Origin of the sequence: Phyllobacterium bourgognense, assembly GCF_003337575.1 — a bacterium.
In the GTDB taxonomy this organism is placed as follows: domain Bacteria; phylum Pseudomonadota; class Alphaproteobacteria; order Rhizobiales; family Rhizobiaceae; genus Phyllobacterium; species Phyllobacterium bourgognense.
On the sequence record NZ_QPJM01000018.1, the window covers coordinates 92,019 to 99,517 of the forward strand.

The window sequence follows — 7,499 nt, forward strand, 5'->3', positions numbered from 1 at the left end:
TTATTCAGAGGCCTGCAAGGTTTCATCGATGCGCGGGAGGGTTAGCGGTTCGCAATGAACGACGCCATCCGTGGGCAAAGGCATGTGGGGTGCATCGAGCACGGCGACCGGCCGTTCTTGCCGGGCAGGGAAGAGCGTCGTGCCCACAATGGCACGTTTGCCGGAACGGTATTCCTCTGTTCGGGCATTCCGGGCCGCAACGATACGAGCCTGAAACTTGCCATCGACAAGGCTTTGTAGAATGCCGCCGTCGTGTTCAAGCGCCTGAAATTCCTTCCATGCCGCCTCGCAGAGATTCTCCGTCAGACTTTCCACCGCACCTGAACCGCACGCCGGATCGGCAACGAAGGCCATATTGCTTTCTTCGGCAATGACAAGCTGTGTGTTGCGGGCAAGGCGCCGCGCAAAGGCATCGGGTAAGCCATGGGCAATCGTATGGGGCAAAACCGCGATCGAATCTGCGCCGCCGGCAGCCGCAGCGAAGCCGGCAATGGTGTTACGCAATATATTGGTTTCGGGATCGAGCCTTGTGATCATCCGGTACGATGTTTCGGCATGGATCGTTGCCTGCGAGGGGCGCATGCTGCCGCAAGCCTCCTGCAAACGCGCCCATAGACGCCGCAAAGCACGGACCTTGGCAATCGAAACGAACTGATCCTGGTCGACCGAAAGTGCAAAACCGATATGTGGTGCAGCGTAGACAATGGGCTGACGCGCCTCTTCGAACAGCCGGAAATGGCCAGTGGTGATGGATAACATCGCACCGAGTTCCTGCGCCTCGGTGGCACCCGCATTGTGATAGACGCGGCCATCCGCCTCGAGCACAATTCCTGGCAGATCGGAGGAGAAAAAGCCAGAAAGCGATTGTGGCAGCGAGGCTTTCAGCGCTGCAAGGCTCATGCGCAGACGGCCCGTTCCTGCCAGAGTGGCGGCGGGATCGATGCCAAGCGAGAAGCTCAGCGTCTTCGGATTGACATCGCGGGGGCGCATGTAATCCACGAACCAGTCGGCACAGGCTCGGCTTTTCGGATGCACGTCCATGCGCAGATGGATCATGTCGAGATGAACGCCATAGAGCACCTTGTCGACCGCTTCACGCGTCGAGGGGAGGCCATGGCCAAAAGCATTCGGGGCGCCCTCGAATACCAGAGCAATACCGGTAGCGCCATTTTCCAGTTCTTCCAGAAGCTGCCTGTTGGCACGAACCGGATCCGGATCATCAATACGCTGGACGATATGCCAAGGATTCGAGGGATTTTTTCGCGGGGTCAGTTGCGCGGTGCGGCGTCGTTCATAGAGAGGTTCGATGGCGATAGCATCATCGGTCTTCGAGATCAGGGATTCATCGAAATCCGCGCCTTTGAGGGCTTTTTGCGCGAGTTTAACCCAGCCATCCCGGTCAATCGGCGCAAATTCAGTTTCCTTGAGCAGTGACGCGTCCATGCTTTCTCCCTGTTGCGCGCATTGTTTTTTCGACTTTAGGAGGAGTCATGCTGCTTCGCAACAAAGCAAAGTGCCGCTGGCGCAACTTATTGGAAAGACGCGATTTTTCGTTAGATCCGGTTTCGGGTGGCTGGAGCGGAGCAGGCGTGAAAGGCTGGTGCAAACGTTAAACGCGAAAGGTCAAAGAATGAACATGCTAACGGGAAAGACGGCCATCGTAACCGGCGCGAGTTCAGGCATCGGTTATGAAACGGCAAGACTCTTTGCTGGCGAAGGCGCCAATGTGGTTTTGGCCGCACGACGCCAGCAGGAACTCGACAAATTGGCGGCGCTCATCGAATGGGATGGGGGAAAAGCCATCGCGCTCGCAGGTGACGTCCGTGATGAAACCTATGCCAAGTCATTGGTTGAATTGGCGGAAAGTACCTTCGGCGGGCTTGACATTGCCTTCAATAATGCCGGCACAAATGGTGAAATGGGACCGACGCCGGACGTCTCGCTCGACGGCTGGAACGAAGCGCTGAACGTCAATCTGACGGGCGCTTTTCTCGGAGCGAAATACCAGATCCCCGCGATGCAGAGACGCGGCGGTGGTTCGCTGATTTTCACTTCGACCTTCGTCGGCCACACGGTGGGAATGCCGGGCACTGCGGCCTATGCCGCCAGCAAGGCAGGAGTCATCGGTCTGATGAAGACACTTGCCGCAGAGCTTGGTTCGCAAGGGATCAGAGTCAATGCGATTCTGCCCGGCGGAACCGCAACCAGCATGGCAGAGGCCTGGGTCGACACGCCGGAGAAGCTTGCTTTTGTTGAGGGGTTACATGCACTTAAGCGGCGGGCAACACCAGAAGAAATCGCCAGGTCAGTGCTCTATCTCGCGTCCGATGCGTCGAGTTTTACCACGGGCTCGGCCATGTTGGTCGATGGCGGTGTCTCGATCAACCGGACCTGAAGGAAGTGGCTAGAGCCAATGAAATCCCTTGGCCATCAGGGTTGCCAAACCGAGAGCAACAAAAATCAGCGCACCAAATAGAAGACGAAAATCGGTCCGCGCATCACTTCGCAACTCTCTGATATCAGTCTTGATGTCAGAGACAGCAATCTTGATATTCTCCATATCGGACGAGAGTTTTGCGACCTGTGCTTCCATATCGGTAAAGGTGCCATCTCCGTCACTTGTTTTCAAGGGCTCAAGGTGAGTTGTCCGGGGAAGTTTTGCTCTGCTCATAATATCTCTGGTGATCAAATTATTCAAAATATTCAGCTTGATACCATGTTTTTCTGGATGCCTGCAAAACAAAAACGCGCGCCGAAAAGCGCGCGTTTTCAGAATTGGCGATGAGGTCGGCTTAGACGAACTGGCTCAGACCTGGAATGGAATTCACCACTTCGTCGACTGGTCCGCTGCCGGCTTTTTCACGAGCAAAAGCAATGGTTTCCTTGGAAATGCCGGTGATTTCGCCCATGCCGAGGCCAATGCCCATCAGCTTGGAACCGAGGCCCATGACGCCCGGCATCAGGCCCGAAAGTCCGCCGCCGCTATTGTTGGCTTCGGCGATGGCAGCCTCGGCACCGGGAACGCCGGCAATCAACTGGTCAACCTTGTCGGCTGGCGCTTCTTTCTGCAGGAATGCCAGAATAAGGCCGACAGCCTTGCGAGCCGTGTCCGGATCGGTGCCGACATTGGCGGAAATGCGCGCTATAAGTTCGTCCATTAGTTCAATCTCCCGTCTGCTATGAATTACGTTTACGTAATATGCGGCAATGTTCGTCCGCACAAGCGTTTAAGTCAATCTGGATCATTCTCTCCACTTCGTACAATCAAATTGCAATCGGACGATGAAATTCCTGCACCAGATTCGCACTTTCTTGCATGGGAATCACGGACTCTTGTGCAGGAACCGCATATTTCTTTTCCATTTGCATTCCGGACTTTGCCGGGTATCGGCAATTTTCCCGAGACGATAAAGCCTTGGCCATTGTCGCGTGGAGTTTGGCTGTTTATACCGTGGATAAAGTGACCGTTGCGACGAGGACGAACGACATGGCCGATGACAGTATTTTCCTTGGTGCAAGCCGCAAGCCCGACGATACCTACCAGCAGGCAGAATCCCTTCTGCTGAAATTCGGCAACCGGCATGGCCTGGTTACTGGCGCTACCGGTACGGGTAAGACGGTCACGTTACAAGTACTGGCTGAAGGCTTTTCGAAAGCCGGTGTTCCGGTTTTCTGCGCCGACATCAAGGGCGATCTTTCGGGCATCGGCGCCAAGGGCGAAGACAAGGATTTTCTCGTCAAGCGCGCCGCCGACGTCAAACTCGATCCTTACGAGCATTCTGCCTCGCCGGTGATCTTCTGGGATATTTTCGGCGAGCAGGGGCACCCGATCCGCGCCACGATCTCGGAAATGGGTCCCTTGCTGCTCTCGCGCCTGATGAACCTTACGGAAGCGCAGGAAGGCGTCTTGAACATCGCCTTCAAGATCGCCGACGAGGAGGGACTACTCCTCCTCGACATGAAGGATTTGCAGTCGCTGCTGGTCAATATCGCGGAACGTGCCGAAGAAATCTCCGCCCGCTACGGCAATGTCACGAAGCCTTCGGTCGGCGCGATCCAGCGCTCGCTCCTGGTGCTGGAACAGCAGGGCGGCACGAAGTTCTTCGGCGAGCCGGCGCTGAAGATCGCCGACATCATGCGCACGGACACAAACGGCCGCGGTCTCGTCAGCGTCCTTGCGGCCGACAAGCTGATGATGAACCCGCGGCTCTATTCGACATTCCTGCTCTGGCTGTTGTCGGAACTCTTCGAGGAACTGCCGGAAATCGGCGATCCGGAAAAGCCGCGCCTGGTGTTCTTCTTCGACGAGGCCCACCTGCTCTTCAATGAGGCGCCAAAAGCGTTGCTCACCCGCGTCGAACAGGTGGTGCGCCTGATCCGATCCAAGGGCGTCGGCGTGTTCTTCATTTCGCAAAACCCGCTGGACGTGCCGGAAACGGTGCTGGCGCAGCTCGGCAACCGCGTGCAGCATGCACTTCGGGCCTACACGCCCCGCGAGCAGAATGCGGTGAAGACCGCAGCCGACACCTTCCGCGCCAATCCTGCCTTCAACACGTTCGAAGCGATCACCAATCTCGCCACCGGCGAGGCGCTGGTTTCGACTCTGGCCGACAAGGGCGTTCCTTCCATGGTGCAGCGGACATTGATCCGCCCCCCGGCGGGACGCATCGGGCCGCTGACCAGCGACGAGCGTCAGACACTGATCAATGCGAGCCCGGTAGCTGGTCTCTATGACGAGATGGTCGACCGCGAATCCGCCTATGAGCTTTTGCAGAAGAAGGCGGCGCAGACCAAAACCGAAGCGGAGGCGGCGCAGGAGGCCAGCGCCGACAGCACCGGCGGCTGGAGGCTGCCCGATTTCCTCGGCGGCGAACCGAAGACCGGCCCGCGCGGGGGCCAGGTGAGGGGCCGGCAGACCGTGGCCGAAGCCGCGATGAAATCCGTCGTCCGCTCCGTCGGGGGGTCGCTCGGCCGCGCGCTGGTGCGCGGGATATTGGGTAGCCTCAGCCGGCGTTAGTTAGTTGCTGAGGAACACCCAGCCGTGGTTCGACAAGCTCACCATGAGGGAGGTTGGTGGGCTGCATGTTAACCGTCAACGTTGCAGAGCCTGGCTCGCTGCAATCAACGCAGTTCCCTCATGGTGAGCTTGTCGAACCACGCACAGCGCAGCTGCTGGCGAGTTGGCCTTAATGCCAAATGTGGCCAAGGCAACCGGCGCGATTACACTGACAATCTAACAACCTGAAATTGTGTGTTTTTTTGCAACATGCATAATAATTGACCGTGCCTCGAATTCAGGCAGTTGACACAACGATATACAACCGCAAAGTTCTTTCCAGCTATTATTGCACGTCATATTGCCTGATTTTTTAAAGGACGCTTTTCATGTATGCATTTTCAGGGGCGGATTCCGCCCGTTCTCCATTATCGCCTTCATTCCATCGCGTGCGCCGCAAGCTGCTTTCGTTTGTGTCAGCAGCGGCAATCGCCATCGCATTGCCGACAGTTCCCGCTTTGGCGCATGACGCCGGCAAGTATTTCATGGCCGATGGCAGCAAAACTGATGACCTCGATACGGCCATGCAGAGCTGGCGCGACGATCCAGAATTCAAGGGAACATGGGGTTTTGCAGCCATCAATGCTGAAGCTGCATTTGCGCGCGGCATCACCGGCAAGGGCATTCTTATCGGTCTCCTTGATAGCGGCACGAAGGTGAGCCACCCTGAATTCAAGGACAAGAACATCAAGGTTCTCAGCTATACGGGCACCTATGCTGACGGGACACCGTTCGACATTCGCGGCGACGATCCAAAAGATGGGCACGGCACAAAAATGGCCGGGCTTCTTGGCGCAGCGCGTGACCATATTGGCATGATGGGCCTGGCCTACAGCGCGGATCTCGTGATTGGCAGCACCGGGCTCGACGATAGCCACGATCTGGAATATGCGACGAGGCCCTACGAATATTTCAAGCTTGTGCAGGAAGGGCTGGTCAAATCCGGTGTGCGCATCATCAGTAACAGCTGGGGTCAATCGCCGGGAATTGATGGGACTTTGAATTATCTGAACGGGTTTTATTCCCGTGCGCCCAAGCCTTCCTATCTGGATGCGATGGCGGATGCTGCAAATGCTGGCGTGATCCAGGTTGTCGCTGGGTATAATGAAGGAACAGCCAATCCCGCAATCACGCCAATATTGCCCCATTACCGGCCAGAGCTCGAAAAGAACTGGATCGCCGTTGCCAATCTGGACGCTCCCGAAGAGTTGGGCTCCAGCAACAAATGCGGAGCAGCCCAATACTGGTGTATTTCCGCGCCCGGCGACGGCTCCACAAGCACATATCTTGACGATGGATATGCCGGCTCTGGCGGAACGTCGTCCGCGACACCTCATGCTTCCGCGACACTGGCTTTGCTGATGCAGCGCTTTCCTGGTCTCGGTAACGATGAAATTCGTCAAATCATGCTTACCACGGCGACGGACATAGGCGAGGCGGGCGTCGACGCCAAGTTTGGCTGGGGTCGCATCGATATTGCCAAGGCCATGAACGGTCCCGGGCAGTTCCTGTCGCGATTCAACGCCAATCTGGGAGAGGGTGTCACCGACACATGGTCCAACGATATTTCGCAAGTCGCTCTCGACCAGCGGCAGACGGAGCAGCAGCAGGAGGTAACGGCGTGGAGTGCCCGAAAGAGCGCTCTAGGTTTGAAAGACGGGATTCCCGCGAATCTTGTCGAAACACTTGCCGGCACTCTCGTCAATGATGTTCCGGAAGGCAAGAAGCTGCTCGAGGCAGCGATCGCAGCCAATATACAGGAAAAGTACACAGCCGAGAAATTGCAGGCTGCGTTGGTTGCTGCCGGGGCAAACCCGGCGGGATCGGCACTGCTCGCGCTCTATGAAAAGTCCCATCCCGGATGGGCAAGCGGTTGGAGCACTGAAACAGACTATGCCAACTTCATCGCCAGCTACACAGATGATCGGGCAATAGCAGGTGTGATCGCGCCGGCAGCGGCGGAAGTGGTAGAATCCGAATTCACGTCCAGTGAACTTCGCACGGCCTATCTCGCAACCAAGACCTACGATGCCGGCCTGACCAAATCCGGTTTGGGCACGTTGACGCTTGCCGGCAAGAACACGTATCGCGGCGATACGATCGTCGATGGCGGGGAGCTTGCCATTGCCCAAGGCGGCTCGATCGTCTCGAACGCTGTTGTCAATGACGCCGGCTTGTTCCGGGTCGATGGGACGGCGGCGAATGCAACGATCAACAAGGGCGGAGCGCTGCAGGTTGGCACGAGCGGGGTTACCGGCGATGTCACTGTCGATGGCGGCCTCGCCAGTCTCGATGGGTCGTCCGGCAGGGTCGCCATCAATGCAGGCGGCAGACTCACCGGTCATGACGGCCGCCTGGCAGCCCTTTCCGCCAATGCCGGCGGTACGGTTGCGCCGGGCCATTCGCTCGGTGTCTTGCATGTCAGCGGCGATGTCACCTTCCT

At 57.3% G+C, this 7,499-nt stretch carries 6 protein-coding genes; 3 read left to right on the forward strand and 3 right to left on the reverse strand.

Annotation, left to right across the window (positions count from 1 at the left end; genetic code table 11):
- The gene (locus C7476_RS23035; RefSeq protein WP_114432189.1) at positions 1-1,443 is read right to left on the reverse strand and encodes a methylmalonyl-CoA mutase family protein; all 1,443 of its coding nucleotides are present in this window, start codon (positions 1,441-1,443) and stop codon (positions 1-3) included.
- A 187-nt stretch (positions 1,444-1,630) separates the two neighbouring features.
- On the opposite strand from C7476_RS23035, the gene C7476_RS23040 reads away from it, so the two are divergent.
- On the forward strand, positions 1,631-2,395 hold the full coding sequence (locus C7476_RS23040) for an SDR family oxidoreductase (protein WP_114432190.1): 765 nt from the start codon (positions 1,631-1,633) through the stop codon (positions 2,393-2,395).
- Between the two features lie 9 nt (positions 2,396-2,404).
- Here the strand turns inward: C7476_RS23040 and C7476_RS28545 are convergent, their stop codons facing one another.
- Entirely contained in the window at positions 2,405-2,698 is a 294-nt protein-coding gene (locus C7476_RS28545) for a hypothetical protein (RefSeq protein ID WP_210207811.1), read from the reverse strand.
- Between the two features lie 94 nt (positions 2,699-2,792).
- Entirely contained in the window at positions 2,793-3,158 is a 366-nt protein-coding gene (locus C7476_RS23050; protein ID WP_112527475.1) for a DUF2267 domain-containing protein, read from the reverse strand.
- A gap of 329 nt (positions 3,159-3,487) precedes the next feature.
- Here C7476_RS23050 and C7476_RS23055 point away from each other — a divergent pair, with 329 nt between their 5' ends.
- Together C7476_RS23055 and C7476_RS28550 are read left to right on the forward strand one after the other, a co-directional pair.
- Complete coding sequence (locus C7476_RS23055; RefSeq protein WP_114432192.1) at positions 3,488-5,017, forward strand: helicase HerA-like C-terminal domain-containing protein; 1,530 nt, start codon at positions 3,488-3,490, stop codon at positions 5,015-5,017.
- Positions 5,018-5,385: 368 nt separating this feature from the next.
- Positions 5,386-7,499, forward strand: a 2,114-nt coding sequence (locus C7476_RS28550; RefSeq protein WP_147274714.1) for a S8 family peptidase, incomplete at its 3' end; no start/stop codon positions are given.